At 62.1% G+C, this 17,966-nt stretch carries 10 protein-coding genes; 9 read left to right on the forward strand and 1 reads right to left on the reverse strand.

What is annotated here, in order from left to right; translation table 11 throughout:
- Nucleotides 1-151: 151 nt before the first annotated feature.
- The 5 genes from eprS (at nt 152) to BW33_RS04065 (ending at nt 10,867) form a co-directional block, all read left to right on the forward strand.
- The gene (gene eprS / locus BW33_RS04045; protein WP_047597223.1) at nt 152-3,103 is read left to right on the forward strand and encodes an autotransporter serine peptidase EprS; all 2,952 of its coding nucleotides are present in this window, start codon (nt 152-154) and stop codon (nt 3,101-3,103) included.
- A 258-nt stretch (nt 3,104-3,361) separates the two neighbouring features.
- Complete coding sequence (locus tag BW33_RS04050) at nt 3,362-6,448, forward strand: autotransporter serine protease (protein ID WP_047597224.1); 3,087 nt, start codon at nt 3,362-3,364, stop codon at nt 6,446-6,448.
- Nucleotides 6,449-6,510: 62 nt separating this feature from the next.
- Complete coding sequence (locus tag BW33_RS04055; RefSeq protein WP_047597225.1) at nt 6,511-8,199, forward strand: polyurethane esterase; 1,689 nt, start codon at nt 6,511-6,513, stop codon at nt 8,197-8,199.
- Between the two features lie 199 nt (nt 8,200-8,398).
- Nucleotides 8,399-10,252 carry a polyurethane esterase gene (locus BW33_RS04060; RefSeq protein ID WP_047597226.1) on the forward strand — a complete coding sequence of 618 codons (1,854 nt, stop codon included), beginning with the start codon at nt 8,399-8,401 and terminating at the stop codon, nt 10,250-10,252.
- 240 nt (nt 10,253-10,492) lie between these two features.
- Complete coding sequence (locus tag BW33_RS04065; protein ID WP_047597227.1) at nt 10,493-10,867, forward strand: hypothetical protein; 375 nt, start codon at nt 10,493-10,495, stop codon at nt 10,865-10,867.
- A gap of 103 nt (nt 10,868-10,970) precedes the next feature.
- Here the strand turns inward: BW33_RS04065 and BW33_RS04070 are convergent, their stop codons facing one another.
- Nucleotides 10,971-11,195 (reverse strand): YgdI/YgdR family lipoprotein, encoded by a 225-nt coding sequence (locus BW33_RS04070; RefSeq protein WP_047597228.1) that lies wholly within the window; start codon nt 11,193-11,195, stop codon nt 10,971-10,973.
- A gap of 205 nt (nt 11,196-11,400) precedes the next feature.
- On the opposite strand from BW33_RS04070, the gene BW33_RS04075 reads away from it, so the two are divergent.
- The 4 genes from BW33_RS04075 to BW33_RS04090 all read left to right on the forward strand — a co-directional run bounded on the left by BW33_RS04075 (nt 11,401) and on the right by BW33_RS04090 (nt 17,943).
- Nucleotides 11,401-13,053 carry a VRR-NUC domain-containing protein gene (locus BW33_RS04075; RefSeq protein WP_047597229.1) on the forward strand — a complete coding sequence of 551 codons (1,653 nt, stop codon included), beginning with the start codon at nt 11,401-11,403 and terminating at the stop codon, nt 13,051-13,053.
- The gene (locus BW33_RS04080; protein WP_047597230.1) at nt 13,050-15,341 is read left to right on the forward strand and encodes an ATP-dependent DNA helicase; all 2,292 of its coding nucleotides are present in this window, start codon (nt 13,050-13,052) and stop codon (nt 15,339-15,341) included. Before BW33_RS04075 ends, BW33_RS04080 begins: the two co-directional genes overlap by 4 nt.
- Before the next feature lie 76 nt (nt 15,342-15,417).
- Complete coding sequence (locus tag BW33_RS04085) at nt 15,418-17,340, forward strand: hybrid sensor histidine kinase/response regulator (protein ID WP_047597355.1); 1,923 nt, start codon at nt 15,418-15,420, stop codon at nt 17,338-17,340.
- A 66-nt stretch (nt 17,341-17,406) separates the two neighbouring features.
- Nucleotides 17,407-17,943: a hypothetical protein gene (locus tag BW33_RS04090; RefSeq protein WP_047597231.1), complete on the forward strand. Its 537-nt coding sequence runs from the start codon at nt 17,407-17,409 to the stop codon at nt 17,941-17,943.
- Nucleotides 17,944-17,966: the final 23 nt, after the last annotated feature.

A 17,966-nucleotide genomic window follows, 5' to 3' on the forward strand; every position in this document is an offset into this window, starting at 1 on the left:
TCAAAAGATCGCAGCCTGCGGCAGCTCCTACATAAAGCAAGAACTGGCTGACACAGCAATCCCTGTAGGAGCTGCCGAAGGCTGCGATCTTTTGATCTGGCTTTTAACAGCCTGCGGCGCCTGCATAAAACAATAAAAGTGAGTGGTGAACATGGACGTACGCATCAAGCCGGCAGCGGTCGGCACCCTGTTGCTCGCAGTTTCCATCGCGCAAGCCCATGCGCAGTACCTCGAATCCGGCAAGCCCGGCGATCCGGCCAGTTGGCGCAGCGCCGAATTCCAGCGCGACTGGGGCCTGGCGCGGATGCAGGCGGATCAGGCCTACGCCGCCGGCATCACCGGCAAAGGCGTGAAGATCGGTGCCCTCGACTCCGGCTTCGATGCCGCCCATCCAGAGTTCGCCAGCGACCGCTATCACCCGGTGCTGGCCTCCGGCAGCTACGTCGACGGTTCGCTGTTCAGCGTCAATGGCACCCTCAACCCCAACAACGATTCCCACGGCACTCACGTGGTCGGCACCATGGGCGCGAGCCGTGACGGCAACGGCATGCACGGCGTGGCGTACAACGCGCAGATCTACGTCGGCAACACCAACAACAACGACAGCTTCCTCTTCGGCCCGAAACCCGATCCGCGCTATTTCAAAGCGGTGTACGACGCCCTGGCCGATGCCGGCGTGCGCGCGATCAACAACAGTTGGGGCAGCCAGCCGCCGGATGTCAGCTATCGCACCCTGGCCGATCTGCACGCCGCGTACGCTCAGCACTGGAATCAGGGCACCTGGCTCGACGCGGCGGCGGACGTCTCGCGCCGTGGCGTGATCAACGTGTTCAGCGCCGGCAACAGCGGCTACCCGAACGCCAGCGTGCGCTCGGCGTTGCCGTACTTTCAGCCGGACCTCGAAGGCCACTGGCTGGCGGTCTCCGGGCTGGATCAGAGCAATCAGCAGAAGTACAACCAGTGCGGCATCGCCAAATACTGGTGCATCACCACGCCGGGGGCGAAGATCGACAGCACCATTCCGGGTGGCGGTTACGCGGTCAAGTCCGGCACCTCGATGGCCGCGCCGCACGCCACCGGGGCACTGGCGCTGGTGATGGAACGCTACCCGTACATGAACAACCAGCAGGCACTCGAAGTGCTGCTGACCACCGCCACACAGCTCGATGGTTCGATCACCGATGCACCGACCGAGCGGGTCGGCTGGGGCGTGGCCAATCTCAATCGGGCGATGCACGGGCCGGGACAATTGCTCGGCGCGTTCGATGCCAATCTGGCCGCCGGGCAGAGCGATGTGTGGAGCAATGACATTTCCGACAAGGCATTGATTCAGCGCCAGCGCGAAGACCTCGCCGAACACCGCGCCTGGCAGCAGACTCTGCAGGACAAGGGCTGGCAGAACGGCGTGCCGGCCGGCGCCAGTCAGCAGGATCAGACCGACTACGCGGTCGGTATGGCGCGAGATGCCGCAGCGGCGACACGGGTCTATCAGGGCAGCCTGATCAAGTCCGGAGCAGGGCGCTTGCTGCTGACCGGCGACAACACCTTCCGTGGCCCGACCACGGTCAATGGCGGCTTGCTCAGCGTCAACGGTTCGCTGGCCTCGGCAGTGACCGTCAACAACGGCGGCATCCTTGGCGGTTCGGGGCGGATCGCTTCGTTGCTCGCCAACAGCGGCGGCCGCGTGGCGCCGGGCAACTCCATCGGCACCTTGAACGTGGCCGGTGACGTGACCTTCGCCCCAGGCTCGACCTACGCGGTAGAGCTGTCGCCGACCAGCAGCGACCGCATCGTTGCCGGCGGCAGCGCGAGCATCAGCGGCGCTACCGTCAGCCTGTCGCTGGAAAACAGCCCGACTTTGCTCAGCACCACTGAAGCGCGCAGCCTGCTTGGGCACTCTTACGACATTCTGCAGGCGGCCGGCGGCATTCAGGGCCAGTTTGGCGCGGTGCTGCCGGATTACCTGTTCATCGGCGGCAACCTCGACTACGCGGCCAACACCATTCAGCTCGACATTCAGCGCAACGCAACCTCGTTCGCCAGTGTCGGGCAAACCCCGAATCAGCGCGCGGTGGCGGCCGCCGTCGAAGGCCTCGGCGCCGGCAATTCGGTGTACGAAAGCCTGCTGCTGTCGGCGTCTGCCGCCTCGGCGCAACAGGCATTCCAGCAATTGAGCGGGGAGATTTACCCGGCGCTCGGCTCGATGCTGATCAATGACAGCCGCCAGTTGCGCGACGCGGTCGGCGAACGTCTGCACGATGCCAACGCCACGCAAAGCAATGGCTGGATCAAGACCCTCGGCGCCTGGGGGGCGACCAACTCCGGTAACGACACTTCGCGCTACAGCACCTCGATCGGCGGTTTGCTCGCCGGTGTCGACGGCGCGCTGGACGAGCAGACCCGCATCGGTCTGGTCACTGGTTACAGCGACAGCTCGCTGAACATGGGCTCGGACACGCATTCGTCGGCCAAGGTCGACAGCTATCACCTCGGCGCTTACGCCGGTCATGAAACCGGCGCCTGGCGTCTGAGCACCGGCGCGGCGTACAGCTGGCATCGCGCCGATGTGAAGCGCGATCTGCAATACGGCGACGTCAGCGCCAAACAGAAAGCCAAGGTCGATGCGGCCACCACGCAGGTCTTCGGCGAAGCGGCTTATCGGCTGAACCTGCAGCCGCTGGCACTGGAGCCGTTCGCCAACCTCGCTTATGTGCATCTGGATACCGACGGCTTCACCGAAAAGGGCGACGCGGCGGCGCTGAAAAGCTCCGGCGACCAGCGTGATGCGGTGCTGAGTACCCTCGGTGTGCGCGCGGTCAAGCGCTTCAATCTGTCGTCAGGGCAGGCGCTGGACCTGAGCGGGCATCTCGGCTGGCAGCACAGCCTCAGCGACATCGACGCCGAACAGCACCTGCGCTTTGCCAGCGGTAGCACACCGTATTCGGTCGAGAGTTCGGCACTGGTGCGTGATGCGGCGCTGGTCGGCGTACAGGCCAGCCTGGCGTTGAGCAAGGACGTGCGAGTCAACCTCGATTACAACGGACAACTGGCCAACCGCGAGAAGAACCACGGCGTGGGGCTGAGCCTGAACTGGCAGTTCTGACGGAGGGTGAACGCGTATCCCTGTAGGAGCTGCCGCAGGCTGCGGCAGCTCCTACAGATTCAGTTCATACCTGTGGCGAGGGAGCTTGCTCCCGCTCGGCTGCGCAGCAGTCGTAAATCCGCCAAGCCGGGTTCGACTGGAAAAATGCAGAGGGCCGCTTCGCGCCCCAGCGGGAGCAAGCGCCCTCGCCACAAAAAGCAGCATTCATGAGATTTAAATAGACGGATTTTTCGCAACAACACTAAGGAAGGTCGCTGGATGAATAACAACAATACCCCCGCGCAAACGGGCGGTCGTTTCGCCATGAAAACCCTTAATTGCGCTGTACTCTGTGCGCTGACCACTTGGGGCACCGCGCACGCGGCGCCTTATGTGGAAAGCGGCCGCAGCGGCGATCCCGCCAGTTGGCGCAGCGCCGAGTTCCAGGCGGAATGGGGTTTGGGCGCCATCGGCGCGGATTACGCCTACGCCGCCGGTTACACCGGCAAAGGCGTGAAGCTGGGGATCTTCGACCAGCCGGTGTACGCCGCGCACCCGGAGTTTTCCGGCACCAATAAAGTCGTGACCCTGGTCACCAGCGGGATCCGCGAGTACACCGACCCGTACATCCCGGTCAAAGCCGGCGATGCGTTCCGTTATGACGGTTCGCCCTCGGTCGGCTCCGACGGCAAGCTCGGTGCGCACGGTACCCACGTCGGTGGTATCGCAGCCGGTAGCCGTGACGGCGGGCCGATGCACGGGGTGGCGTTCGGAGCGCAGATCATCAGCGCCGACAACGGTGACCCAGGCCCGGAAGACGGCATCGTCCGTGGCAACGATGGCGCGGTGTACAAGGCTGGTTGGGATGCGCTGATCGCCAGTGGCGCGCGGATCATCAACAACAGTTGGGGCATCGGCATCACTGACCGTTTCGACCTCGGCGGCCGCGACCCGGCGTATCCGCACTTCACCGTCAACGACGCGCAATTGCAGTTCAACGAAATCCGCACGCTGCTCGGCACCAAGCCCGGTGGTGCCTACGACGGCGCCATCGCCGCCGCCCGCAGCGGTATCGTGACGATCTTCGCCGCCGGTAACGATTACAACCTGAACAACCCGGACGCCATCGCCGGCCTCGGCTACTTCGTGCCGGACATCGCGCCGAACTGGATCACCGTCGCCGCGTTGCAGAGGAACCCGGATCAGGCCAGCGCCAACCCGTACATCATGAGTACGTTCTCTTCGCGTTGCGGCTATACCGCGAGCTTCTGCGTCTCGGCGCCGGGCACGCAGATCTACAGCTCGATCATCAGCGGCACCAACGCCGACAACCTGACCACCGGCTACAAAAACTACAACGGCACCTCGATGGCCGCACCGCACGTGGCCGGCTCGATGGCGGTGCTGATGGAACGCTTCCCGTACATGACTGGCGATCAGGTCGCCACGGTACTGCGTACCACCGCCACCGACCTCGGCGCACCGGGCATCGACGCCTTGTACGGCTGGGGCATGATCAACCTGCGCAAGGGCATCGACGGCCCGGCGATGTTCGTCACCGAGCAGGACATCCCGGAAGAGTTCCGCATCCAGGGTGCCTACGGTTCCGGGCAGTTCGTCGCCGACTTGCCGGGCATCGGCGCGATCATCGATCAGGGTAAACCGACCGAACGCGTGTGCACCGACATCACTTGCGGCCTCGACACCTGGCGCAACGACATTTCCGGTCATGGCGGCCTGACCAAGCAGGGCATCGGCACACTGGTGCTGACCGGCAACAACACCTACAGCGGCCCGACCCTGGTCAATCAGGGGCGTCTGGCGATCAATGGCTCGCTGGCTTCGGCGGTCACGGTCAACGACAGCGGCATTCTCGGCGGTAACGGCCGCATCGGCGCGCTGACCGCGAAAAGCGGTGGTACTGTCGCGCCGGGCAACTCGATCGGCACGCTGAACGTCGCCGGTGACGTGACCTTCGAGCGCGGTTCGACCTATGCGGTGGAAGTCTCGCCGACCAACAGCGACAAGATCGTTGCCGGTGGCAAAGCGGTGATCGATGGCGCCACGGTCAGTCTGTCGCTGGAAAACAGCCCGACCTTGCTGACGACGACTGAAGTGAAGAGCCTGCTCGGCACTCAGTTCAACATCCTGCAAGCGGCCGGTGGCATTCAAGGGCAGTTCGGGCAAGTGCTGCCGAACTACGCGTTCCTCGGCGGCACCCTGGCGTACTCGGCAAGCGGCGTGCAACTGGACGTCGGGCGCAACGGCGCATCGTTCGCCAGTGTCGGTCTGACCCCAAACCAGCGCGCCGTCGGTGCGGCGGCTGAACGGCTGGGCGCCGGCAATGCGTTGTTCGAAACCCTGTTGCTGTCGCCGAACGCGGCCTCGGCGCAACAAGCCTTCCAGCAACTGTCCGGCGAGATTCACCCGGCGATTGGCACGCTGCTGATCAACGACAGCCGCTACCTGCGCGAAGCGGTGGGCGAGCGTCTGCGTGAGCGTGATCTGTTCAATGCCAACGCACCGACCGACGACCGCAGCAATGCCTGGGTCAAGGTGCTGGGTTCGTGGGGCAAGAGCGATGGCGGCCACGAAAACGCCGACTCCAACAGCTCCATTGGCGGCTTGCTGGCCGGTGTCGACGGCCTGATTGCTGAAGATACCCGTCTGGGTTTCGTTACCGGTTATAGCGACAGCTCGTTGAACATGGGCGGCGGCACGCATTCGTCGGCCTCGGTCGACAGCTACCACTTGGGGGCGTACCTGGGGCATCAGATCGATGCGCTGCGTCTGACCGCCGGTGCGGCGTATAGCTGGCATCGCGTGGACGTGAAACGTGATCTGCAGTTCGCAGGCGTCAATGGCAAAGAGAAAACCAGGCACGATGCGGCGACCACTCAGGTGTTCACCGAAGCGGCTTACGATCTGCGCCTGCAGCCGATGAATCTGGAGCCGTTCGCCAATCTGTCGTACGTGCACTTGAACACCGACAGCTTCACCGAGAAGGGTGATGCCGCGGCGCTCAAGGGCGGTGAAGACAACCGCGATGTAGTGCTGTCGACCCTTGGTGTGCGTGCCAAGCGCAGCTTCGCGCTGTCGGACAAACATCAGCTGGAACTGGGCGCAACCCTCGGCTGGCAGCACAACCTGAGCAGTGTCGATGCAGACAGCCACCTGGCGTTCGCCAATGGCAACAGCGCGTTCACCGTGCAGAGTGTGTCGATGGATCGTGATGCGGCGGTGGTCGGCGTACGCGCCGGGCTGGCGCTCAATCGCGATGTCCGGGTCAACCTGGACTACAACGGACTGATCGGTAACAACGAGAAGGACCACGGTGTGGGTCTGACCCTCGACTGGCAGTTCTGAAGGCGTACTGGCAGTCTCTCGGGAGGCTGCCAGTCCTGACGTGAAGGAAGAGAGAGCACAACATGGGATTGTTCGATTATAAAAATGCCGACGGCAAAGCGTTGTACAGCGATGCCATCGCGCTGACGCTGTATGCCTACACGCCGACTGGGCAGCCTCTGCCGGCGACTGCCTGGAAACCGCTCAGCGCGACGGTGCTGGGTTATCAGGGCAAGGTCGGCGCGCAAGGCACGTTCTTCGGCGAGAAGGACGGCTTCACCAGCGCCGAGGCCGAAGTGCTCGGCAAGTACGACGCTGGCGGCAAGCTGATCGGCATCGGCGTGGCCTTTCGCGGCACCGGCGGGCTGGGTTACAGCGATACCTTCGGCGACATGAAAAACAATCTGCTGGCCGCCATCGGGCCATCGGATTACGCGAGCAACTACGCAAAAAACGCCTTCGACAACCTGCTCAAGGCTGTCGCCACGTTCGCCATGGCCAATGGCATCGCCGCCAAGGACGTGCTGTTCAGCGGCCACAGCCTCGGAGGCCTCGGGGTCAACAGCGTGGCCGAGTTGAGTGGCAGCAATTGGGGCGGGTTCTTCAAGGACGCCAACTACATCGCGTTCGCTTCGCCGACCCAGAGCAGTACCGGCAACAACGTGCTGAACATCGGTTACGAGAACGATCCGGTGTTCCGCGCACTGGACGGCACCACGTTCAGCAGCGGTTCGCTGGGCAAGCACGACGGGCCGCATGAGTCGACCACCGACAACATCGTCAATTTCAACGACAACTACGCGTCCACCGCGCAGAACCTGGTGCCGTTCAGCATCGTCAATCCGCTGAGCTGGTCGGCCCACGGCTCGTTGGGGTATGCCGATGGCTTGAACCGGGTGATTGATTCGAAGTTCTACAACCTCACGCACAAGGACTCGACCATCATCGTCTCCAACCTTGAGGAATCTTCCCGGGGCAAGACCTGGGTCGAGGATCTGGGGCGCAGCGGCGAGCCGCACACCGGCAGCACCTTCATCATCGGCACCAACAGCAACGACTGGCTCAAGGGCGGCGCGGGTAACGACTTCCTCGAAGGCCTGGGCGGCGATGACCGGTTCCGCGATGACGGTGGTTTCAACATCCTCCTCGGTGGCCAGGGCCACAACACGTTCGAGCTGCAGAAACCGCTGCAGAACTTCAGCTTCGCCAACGACGGTGACGGCACGCTGTATGTGCGCGACGCCTACGGCGGTATCAGCATGACCCGCGACATCGGCGCGCTGGTGAGCAAGGAGTCGGGGTCGTGGTGGGGCAGCAAGGAAATCACCTGGGGCGTCACGGCCAAGGGTTTGACCAATGGCAGCGAACTGACCCAGTACACCCATTCGCTCAACGGCGATGCGTACGGCAACGCGCTGCATGCCAGCGCGGACGGTGACTGGCTGTTCGGTCTGGGTGGCGATGACAAGCTGATCAGCGACAAGGCCCATGTGACCTTCGTCGGCGGCGCTGGCAATGACGTGATGACGGCGGTGGGTGGCAACAACACCTTCCTGTTCAGCGGCGCGTTCGGTTTCGATGCGATCAATGGCTACCAGGGCAGCGACAAACTGGTGTTCATGGGCGTCGAAGGCGCGGGGCAGGGTTATGACTACAAGCAGCATGCTGCCCAGTCCGGCGCTGACACTGTGCTGAAGATTGGCGACTATGCCGTGACCCTGGTCGGGGTGGGAGTGGCTAACCTGTCGGACTCCAGTTTCATGTTCGCGTAGATCCAATGTGGGAGCGAGCCTGCTCGCGAATGCGTAGTGTCAGTTGAAGTATTCGTACCTGACACACCGCCTTCGCGAGCAGGCTCGCTCCCACAGTAAACAGCAACAAGTAGTACTGAAATGCTCCGGGGCGTGCCCGCGAGGGGCGCCTTGGCTGTGAGCTATCTCTGACAATTCCAACAAAAGAGAGGCAATAGCAATGGGTGTGTATGACTACAAGAACTTCGGTACAGCCGACTCCAAGGCGTTGTTCAGCGATGCCATGGCGATCACGCTGTATTCCTATCACAACCTCGATAACGGCTTTGCCGCCGGTTATCAGCACAACGGCTTCGGTCTCGGCCTGCCTGCCACGCTGGTCACGGCGCTGCTCGGCGGTACTGATTCGCAAGGGGTGATTCCCGGAATTCCGTGGAACCCCGACTCGGAAAAACTCGCCCTCGACGCCGTGAAAAAGGCTGGCTGGACTCCGATCACCGCCTCGCAACTGGGCTACGACGGCAAGACCGACGCGCGCGGAACCTTCTTCGGCGAGAAGGCCGGTTACACCACCGCCCAGGTGGAAATCCTCGGCAAGTACGACGCCCAGGGCCATCTCACGGAAATCGGCATCGCGTTTCGCGGCACCAGCGGCCCGCGGGAAAACCTGATCATCGACTCCATCGGCGACGTGATCAACGACCTGCTGGCAGCCTTCGGTCCCAAGGACTACGCCAAGAACTACGTCGGCGAAGCGTTCGGCAATCTGCTCAATGACGTGGTGGCTTTCGCCAAGGCCAACGGCCTTACCGGCAAGGACGTGCTGGTCAGCGGCCACAGCCTCGGCGGGCTGGCGGTCAACAGCATGGCTGACCTGAGTGGCGGCAAGTGGGGCGGATTCTTCGCCGATTCCAACTACATCGCCTATGCCTCGCCGACCCAGAGCGGCACCGACAAGGTGCTCAACGTCGGTTACGAAAACGATCCGGTGTTCCGCGCCCTCGACGGCTCAACCTTCACCGGCGCCTCGGTCGGCGTGCACGACGCGCCCAAGGAGTCGGCCACCGACAACATCGTCAGCTTCAACGATCACTACGCCTCGACTGCGTGGAATCTGCTGCCGTTCTCGATTCTCAATATTTCGACCTGGATCTCGCACCTGCCGACTGCTTACGGCGATGGCATGAACCGGATCATCGAGTCGAAGTTCTACGATCTGACCAGCAAGGACTCGACGATCATCGTCGCCAACCTGTCGGATCCGGCGCGGGCCAACACCTGGGTGCAGGACCTCAACCGCAACGCCGAAACCCACAAGGGCAGCACCTTCATCATCGGCAGCGACAGCAACGACCTGATCCAGGGCGGCAGCGGCAATGACTACCTCGAAGGTCGCGCCGGCAACGACACCTTCCGTGACGGTGGCGGCTACAACGTGATTCTCGGTGGCGCCGGCAACAATACCCTCGATTTGCAGAAATCGGTGAACACCTTCGACTTCGCCAACGACGGCGCCGGCAACCTGTACGTGCGCGATGCCAACGGCGGGATCAGCATCACCCTCGACATCGGCAGCATCGTCACCAAGGAGCCGGGCTTCCTCTGGGGCCTGTTCAAGGACGACGTGACCCACAGCGTCACGGCCAGCGGTTTGAAGGTCGGCAACAACGTCACCCAGTACGAGTCCAGCGTCAAAGGCACCAGCGGTGCCGACACGCTCAAGGCGCACGCCGGTGGTGACTGGTTGTTTGGTCTGGACGGCAACGACCACTTGATCGGCGGCGCTGGCAACGACGTGTTTGTCGGTGGCGCCGGTAATGACCTGATGGAGTCCGGGGGCGGGGTGGATACGTTCCTGTTCAACGGCGCGTTCGGTCAGGATCGGGTGGTGGGTTTTACGTCGAACGACAAACTGGTGTTCCTTGGCGTGCAGGGGGTGTTGCCCAATGACGACTTCCGCGCGCATGCCTCGATGGTGGGGCAGGACACAGTGCTCAAGTTTGGCGCTGACTCGGTGACGCTGGTTGGAGTGGCGCTGAATAGCCTCAGTGGCGATGGAATTGTGATCGCCTGAGGTTGATAGGGCGCCGGTAAGGGTCTATTCGCGAGCAGGCTCGCTCCCACATGGGGCTATGTGATCGACACAGGTCCAGTGTGGGAGCGAGCCTGCTCGCGAAGGATTCAGGTCGGTATTGGAAGTGACTCGGCAGCCACACCCTGACTCAAAAGCTCTGCAAATAGCAAAAGCGGCCTAAAGCCAGCACGTGCACACACGTTCTATAGCTAGCCGCCATTGAGTACAGGAGACGCACACGTGAGAAGGTTCAAGGGGTATGTCGGGGTTGTCGGACTGGCGCTGTTATCGGCCAACGTCTGGGCCGATCTGCCACCAACCTCGATTCTGAGCCGTTACGGGATCAGTACCGATCAACTGCCGAAACCGGAAAAGACCGAAGCGGTCGAGCCGGTCGAAGAGAAAAGCCTGTTTCAGATCCAGCCCGAACAGCCGTTCGTGACCATTCGCCTGGGTGACGGCAAACAACAGCAGGCCACTGGCAATCTGAGCATTGACCGCATGACCCAGCAGGATCTGGAGCGCTGCCGACGTCTGCAAGCCGAGCTGGCGCGGCGGGGTGAACAGCATTTCAGCTGTGATCACAGCATTGTGGGCCTTCCTGCTTTTGAGTAATTGATGGCTTCTGTAGGAGCTGCCGCAGGCTGCGATCTTTTGATCTTGTTTTTAAGATCAAAAGATCGCAGCCTGCGGCAGCTCCTGCACGTACAGTGGGGTGTCAGTCTTCCTTGCGTACGGTCGCGACCTCATCGCCGCGGACTTTCACTTTGGTCCCGGAAATATCCTCGAACTCATAGAACCCGTCCTTGGTCTTGGTTTTCGGCATGTCCTTGGTCAAATACTGGGTGCCGTTCTGCAAGGTGACCACCGTTGGCGTCGAGCAGCCGCCCAATGCCAGCAGGGCCGCTACCGCCAGGGGAATACCCAGAGTCTTGATCTTCATACCCACCTCAAATACCTCATTCCATATCAATTGACCGACTTCGGTCTCTAACGCGGTTGGTGCCATCGAACCGGGAAAAGTTCGATGGCACCCTGAAAAAATCCCGATTGCCGCTGCCACTGATCTTTTTCCGTTTGCACACGACGGGGCAGAGCTGGTATCTGTATGCATAACCAGTACTCGCTCGCCATGGCCCTGAATTCCCGTGACTGCCAACCCGCTCGACGATCCGTTCTATTACCTCAACAACTTCCGGCAAGTGCTTGATTGGCTTGAGCTTCGCTATGCCGATGTGATGAGCGAATCCGAGCACGGCTTCATCCGCGACTTCAAGGCCTTGCCACGCGCTTCGCAGGGTTTGCTGGTGCGTATGGTAATGCGCAAGGGCGTGCATTTCCGCCTCGGCAAACTCAACTACCCGGAAATCGGGGACATCAGCGACGCCGCGCAGCCATTGTTGCGTCACGGCTGGCTCGACGGTCAGGCGCTGTTGAGCGTGGCCGAAGTGTTCGATGTGTTGCTCAAGGCCGAACTGTTGCAAGCGTTCGGCCGCTTCATCGAACAGCCCAAGGGCCGCAAGGACGACTGGCTGCCGGCGTTGGCCGAGCAATTCAGCGAATCGCGCAGTCTCTGCGATTGGGCACCGACGCTCGGTGAGCGCTTGCTCAGCCTGACCATCATGGACCTGTGCGACCGTCTGCGCCTGATGTTCTTCGGCAACCTGTACCAGGACTGGTCGGAATTCGTCCTTGCCGACCTCGGGATCTTTACCTACGAAAAAGTCGAGTTCTGCGCTGACTCCCGTGGCCTGCGCAGCCGAGAGGACGTTGACGCCTGCCTGTTCCTGCATCAGTGCCAGCAACGCTTCGAGGCCGGTGAACCGTTGGCAGCCATTGTCGAGCAGGTCAGCGCGCTGCAGTTCGACAACCCGTGGCTGCAACGGCGGCGCGGCAAGGTGCTGTTCCAGATCGGTCAGTATTGCGAGCGCATCGCCGAGTTCGCCCTCGCGCTGGGCATTTACCGCGATTGCGCCTATCCCGGCGCCCGCCAGCGAATGATCCGGGTGCTGGAGCGCTGCGGCGAATACGCACGGGCGCTGGAGCTCGCGACGCTCGCCGAACAGGCGCCGGAAAGCGCCGCCGAGCAGCAGAGCCTGCAACGGATGCTGCCACGGCTGCGACGCAAACTCGGCGGGCCACCGCTGAAACGGGCAACGCCGCGTCCGGTCGAGCGCCTCGATCTGCAACTGCCGCGCGTTGATCCGGGATTGTCGGTGGAGTTCTACGTGCAGGCGCATCTGCACGAAGACAGCGGCCCGGTGCATTACGTCGAAAACAGCCTGATCAACTCACTGTTCGGCCTGTTGTGCTGGCCGGCGATTTTTGCGCCGTTGCCGGGGGCATTCTTTCACCCGTTTCAGCGCGGGCCGGTGGATCTGCTCAACGAAGACTTTCAGCAACGGCGCGCCGAACTGTTCCAGGCTTGTCTCGACCAACTCGACGACGGGCGTTATGCGGCGACCATTCGTGAGCGCTTCGTCGCCAAATGGGGCGTGCAGTCGCCGTTCGTGTTCTGGGGCGCGTTGAATGAGCAACTGCTGGAGCAGGCGCTGGCGTGCTTGCCGGCGGAACACCTCAAGCACTGGTTCAATCGCCTGCTGCTCGATATCAAGGCCAACCGCGCCGGCATGCCTGATCTGATCCAGTTCTGGCCGCAGCACAAGACCTACCGGATGATCGAGGTCAAAGGTCCCGGTGACCGCCTGCAGGATAACCAACTGCGCTGGCTGGAGTTCTGCCACCAACACCAGATGCCGGTCGCCGTGTGCTACGTGCAATGGGCGGAGCAGAGCGCTTGAGCTACAGCATTGCCGTCCGTGCGCTGTGCGAGTTCACCGCCAAGACCGGCGACCTCGACCTGCGTTTTACCCCTTCGCCGACAGCCCTCGAAGGCATGCTCGGGCACCGCACCGTGGCCTCGCGGCGCAGCGACAAATACCAGAGCGAAGTGGCGTTGGAAGGCGAGTTTCTGCAGTTGAAAGTCAGGGGCAGGGCGGATGGCTACGACCCGGCGCAGAACTGTCTGGAAGAAGTCAAAACCTATCGCGGCGACCTCAGCAAGCAGCCGGCCAACCATCGGCAGCTGCATTGGGCGCAGGCGAAAATCTACGGCTGGCTGATGTGCCGCAAGCTTGAGCTTGAGCAGATCAATCTGGCGCTGGTGTATTTCGACATCGTCAGCGAAAAGGAAACCTGTCTGGTCGAGGCCTTCAGTGCGCCGGTCTTGCAGGCCTTTTTCGAGCAGCAATGCCGGTTGTTCCTGAACTGGGCCGAGCAGGAAGTGGCCCATCGCGAGGCGCGCAATCTGGCGGCGCAGCAGATGACCTTCCCTCACGCCGACTTTCGCCCCGGCCAGCGGCATCTGGCCGAATCGGTGTTCAAAGCGGTCAGCACCGGCCGCAGCCTGATGGCCCAGGCGCCCACCGGGATCGGTAAAACCCTCGGCACGCTGTTTCCCATGCTCAAGGCGCTGGCGCCGCAGCAACTGGACAAGGTGTTCTTCCTGACCGCCAAGACCCCGGGGCGCAAACTGGCGCTGGATGCCAGTCAGGTGTTGTTCGATCAGTCTGAACGCTTGCCGTTGCGAGTGCTGGAGATGGTCGCCCGCGACAAGGCCTGCGAACACCCGGACAAAGCCTGTCACGGTGAGTCCTGCCCCTTGGCCCAGGGCTTCTATGATCGCCTGCCCGCCGCCCGGCAAGCGGCCAGCCGGCTCAATCTGCTGGATCAGGCAGCGATGCGCGAAGTGGCCCGTCAGCACACGGTTTGCCCGTATTACCTGAGCCAGGAAATGGCCCGCTGGGCCGACGTGGTGGTGGCGGACTACAACTATTACTTCGATTTCAGCGCACTGCTGTTCGGTCTGGCCCAGCTCAACCAGTGGAAAGTCGCGGTGCTGGCGGATGAAGCGCACAACCTGGTCGAACGCGGGCGCTCGATGTACAGCGCCAGTCTCGATCAGGCCGCGCTGGCCAGTGTGCGCAAGACGGCCCCCGAAGTGCTGAAAAAATCCCTGCAACGGCTCAACCGCGAGTGGAACGCGCTGCATCAGCCGCAACTGGCGCCGTATCAAGCCTACGACAAGGCCCCGGAGAAACTGCTGCAAGCGGTGTCCCTGTGCAGCGCGGCCATTGGCGATTACCTCAATGATCATCCGCAGGGACTCGACAGCGCGCTGCAAACCTTTTATTTCGACATGCTGCAGTTCGGCCGGGTGGCGGAGCTGTTCGACGAGCATTACCTGTTCGACATCAGCAAGCGCGACCTCGAGCGCAAACGGCCGCTGTCGCATTTGTGCCTGCGCAACGTGGTGCCGGCGGCATTCATCGGCCCGCGCCTGAAATCGGCGCGCAGCAGCGTGTTGTTCTCGGCGACGCTGAGCCCGCAGCGCTACTACGCCGATCTGCTCGGCACGCCCGCCGACACAGTGTGGATAGACGTCGAATCACCGTTCAGTGCCGAACAGCTGCAGGTGCAGATCGTCAGCCGGATTTCCACGCGCTTCAATCATCGGCAGGCCTCACTGGAGCCGATCGTCGAGCTGATCGCCCGCCAGTTCAGCGAGCGCCCGGGTAACTACCTGGCGTTCTTCAGCAGCTTCGATTACCTGCAACAGGTGCTGACGCTGCTCGCCGAACGCCATCCGCAGATCAATCTGTGGCAACAGTCCCGGGGCATGGCCGAAGGGCAGCGGCAGGCCTTTCTCGATCAGTTCACCGCCGACAGCCAGGGCATTGGCTTCGCCGTGTTGGGCGGTGCGTTCGGCGAGGGCATCGACCTGCCCGGAGCACGGCTGATCGGTGCGTTCATCGCGACCCTGGGGCTGGCCCAGCTCAATCCGGTCAACGAGCAGTTGAAACGGCGCATGGCGGCGATTTTCGGCGCCGGCTACGATTACACCTATCTGTATCCAGGTGTGCAGAAAGTGGTGCAGGCCGCCGGGCGGGTGATCCGCACGCGCGAGGATCGTGGCGTGGTGATGCTGATCGATGACCGCTTCGCCGAACCGCGCATTCAGCAACTGCTGCCACGCTGGTGGTCGCTCGGCGCCGACTCGCCCTCAATCAACCCATTGATCACGCCGTGAATAGAAGCGCGTTTGCACCTTCCCATGGCGCTGGATTGCCGCATACTTGCGCTAATGAAAACCAGCGGTGAACCTGATGAGTGACAACCCGAGCAAAACTGCCGCGATCGAGGAGATGCGTTTTCGTCTGCTGATCGATGCGGTGGTCGATTATGCGATTTACATGATCGATCCGGACGGCATCATCACCAGCTGGAACTCCGGCGCCAAGCGCTTCAAGGGCTACGAAGAGGCGGAGATTCTCGGCGAGCATTTCTCGCGCTTCTATACCGCCGATGATCGTGCGGCGGGCCTGCCGCAACGCGCGCTCGACACGGCGCTGCGCGAAGGACGGTTCGAAGGCGAGGGCTGGCGGGTGCGCAAGGATGGCACCAACTTCTGGTCCCACGTGGTCATCGATCCGATCATCGATCCCAACGGCAAACTGCTCGGCTACGCCAAGATCACCCGCGACCTGACCGACCGCAAGATGGCCGAGGAAACCCTCAAGCAAAGCGAACAGCAGTTTCGCCTGCTGGTGCAGGGTGTCACCGATTATGCGATCTACATGCTCAGCCCCGAAGGTCGCGTGAGCAACTGGAATCAGGGTGCCCAGCGGATCAAGGGGTACCAGCCGGAAGAAATCATCGGCCAGCATTTTTCGATTTTCTACACCCCAGAAGACCGTGCGGCCGGCGAACCGCAACGGGCACTGGAGATTGCCACCCGCGAGGGCCGTTTCGAGAACAAGAGCTGGCGCATGCGCAAGGATGGCACGCGGTTTCTGGCCCACGTGGTGGTCGATGCCATTCGCGGCGAAACCGGTACGCTGCTCGGGTTTGCCAAGATCACCCGCGATGTCACCGAAGCCCATGAGTCGCAAGTGGCGTTGGAAAAGACCCGTGAAGCGCTGTTCCAGGCGCAGAAGATGCAGGCCATCGGTCAGCTCAGCGGCGGCATCGCCCATGACTTCAACAATCTGCTGACAGTGATTCTGGGGAATCTGGAGATTCTGCAAAAGCGCATCGGTGACGATCCGAAAAACAGTCGTCTGCTGGAAAACGCCACGCAGGGGGCGTTGCGTGGCGTATCGCTGACCCAACGCATGTTGGCCTTCGCCCGCCGTCAGGAACTCAAGACCGAGCCGGTCGATATCCCGCAACTGGTGCAAGGTATCACCGGGCTGTTGCGCAGCTCGATGGGCCCCGGGATTCGCATCGAGACTCGCTTTCCCGAGGATCTGCAACCGGTGCTGGCTGACAGCAACCAGCTGGAACTGGCGCTGCTCAATCTGGCGACCAACGCCCGCGACGCCATGGTCGACGGTGGCAGCCTGTGCATTACCGCGCAGCCGGAAGTCGTGCTTGAGCAAAGCCATTCGTCAATGGCGGCGGGGCGCTATGTGTGCCTGAGCGTGATCGACACGGGGGAAGGCATGGACGAAGCCACGCTGGGTTCGGCCAGGGATCCGTTTTTCACCACCAAGGGCGTGGGCAAGGGCACCGGGCTGGGCTTGTCGATGGTGCATGGCTTTATCGAGCAACTGGGTGGCCGTTTCATTCTCAAGAGTGAAAAAGGCCATGGCACCCGCGCTGAAATGTGGATACCGGTGGCGCTGGCCGGGGAGACGGCAAAAAACCCTTACCCGGCGGTCAAACCGGTGTTGGTGCCACGCCTCAGTGTGCTGGTGGTGGACGACGATTCGCTGGTGATGACCAGCACCACGCTGCTGCTCGAAGACCTTGGCCATCGTGTGATCAGCGCCACGTCCGGTGCCAGGGCGCTGGCGTTGTTCGAGCAGGGTGAAGTCATCGATCTGATGATCACCGACATGGCCATGCCGCAGATGAGTGGCGCGCAACTGGCGCATGCAGTGCGTCTGCTCAAGCCGGATCTGCCGATCATTCTGGCCACCGGTTACGCCGAGCGTCTTGAAGGCTTTGCTGCGCAATTACCGCGTCTGCCCAAGCCGTTCACCCAGCTCAACCTGGTGGAAATCATTGCTCAGTCGATGAAATGAATCCGCCTGAACTTGTCCGTGGCGAGGGCCTTCTAAAAGGCTTCCCCGCCACGGAGTGCGCGTCCCTTGCCTCGCATACTGACTCAGCCCAGTGCTGAAGAGCACCTGACCGAACACGACGCCAAGATGTTCGGCTCACCCAAGGAACGGCTGGATTTCTATCGCAAGGAAATCCAGTACGAAACCAGCATCCTCGCCAACCGCACCGATGCCTATCTGGCGGCGCAGTCGTTTCTGGTGATTGCCTTCGCTTCGTGCATGGCCAACCTCAACCCCGAGTGGGGCAAGCTGTTCACGCTGGTGGTGCCGCCGTTTCTCGCACTGCTCGGGCTGCTCAGTTCGCTCAACGCCTGGCCGGGGATTCGTGCGGCGTACGACATCATCGATCACTGGCACTACAAGCAAAGCGAGTTGTTGCGCAGCGAGCCGATCATGGGCATGGCTTATGACGAGTCGCCGCTGTTCAGTGAAATGGAGTCGAGCCACAAGGGCTATCGCAAATCGCTGTTGTTTTCGGTGCGCACGCCGTGGATCTTCGCCACGTTCTGGATACTGCTCGGGGCTTACGCGGTGTTCATTCAGGTGACCAACCCCGGGGGCTGAGCGCCGCCCAAAGAAAAAGCCCG

It is taken from the genome of Pseudomonas sp. RIT288, assembly GCF_000631985.1.
GTDB lineage: Bacteria > Pseudomonadota > Gammaproteobacteria > Pseudomonadales > Pseudomonadaceae > Aquipseudomonas.

Coding starts and splice junctions, on each gene's coding strand:
- eprS (WP_047597223.1), top strand. CDS start 152: ATGGACGTACGCATCAAGCCGGCAGCGGTCGGCACCCTGTTGCTCGCA.
- BW33_RS04050 (WP_047597224.1), top strand. CDS start 3,362: ATGAATAACAACAATACCCCCGCGCAAACGGGCGGTCGTTTCGCCATG.
- BW33_RS04055 (WP_047597225.1), top strand. CDS start 6,511: ATGGGATTGTTCGATTATAAAAATGCCGACGGCAAAGCGTTGTACAGC.
- BW33_RS04060 (WP_047597226.1), top strand. CDS start 8,399: ATGGGTGTGTATGACTACAAGAACTTCGGTACAGCCGACTCCAAGGCG.
- BW33_RS04070 (WP_047597228.1), bottom strand. CDS start 11,195: ATGAAGATCAAGACTCTGGGTATTCCCCTGGCGGTAGCGGCCCTGCTG.
- BW33_RS04085 (WP_047597355.1), top strand. CDS start 15,418: ATGAGTGACAACCCGAGCAAAACTGCCGCGATCGAGGAGATGCGTTTT.